The organism is Paenibacillus agri, assembly GCF_013359945.1.
GTDB lineage: Bacteria > Bacillota > Bacilli > Paenibacillales > Paenibacillaceae > Paenibacillus_AQ > Paenibacillus_AQ agri.
In genome coordinates, this window is sequence record NZ_JABWCS010000058.1 from 1 (window position 1) to 243 (window position 243).

1 rRNA gene is annotated in these 243 nt (G+C 55.6%); it reads right to left on the reverse strand.

The annotated features are described in order from the left end of the window. Positions 1 to 243, reverse strand: a 23S ribosomal RNA gene (locus tag HPT30_RS00260); the annotation flags it as partial.

Below are 243 nucleotides of genomic sequence, written 5' to 3' on the forward strand. Positions count from 1 at the left end.
CGAGAGTTCTTCCGCGCGCCTTAGAATTCTCTTCTCGCCTACCTGTGTCGGTTTGCGGTACGGGCACCTTCTCCTGACTAGAGGCTTTTCTTGGCAGTGTGAGATCATGACCTTCGCTACTGTAATTTTCGCTCCCCATCACAGCCCAGCCTTACGATGTGCGGATTTGCCTACACACCAGCCTCACTGCTTAGACGGACATCCATCAGTCCGCGTCACTACCCTCCTGCGTCACCCCATCGC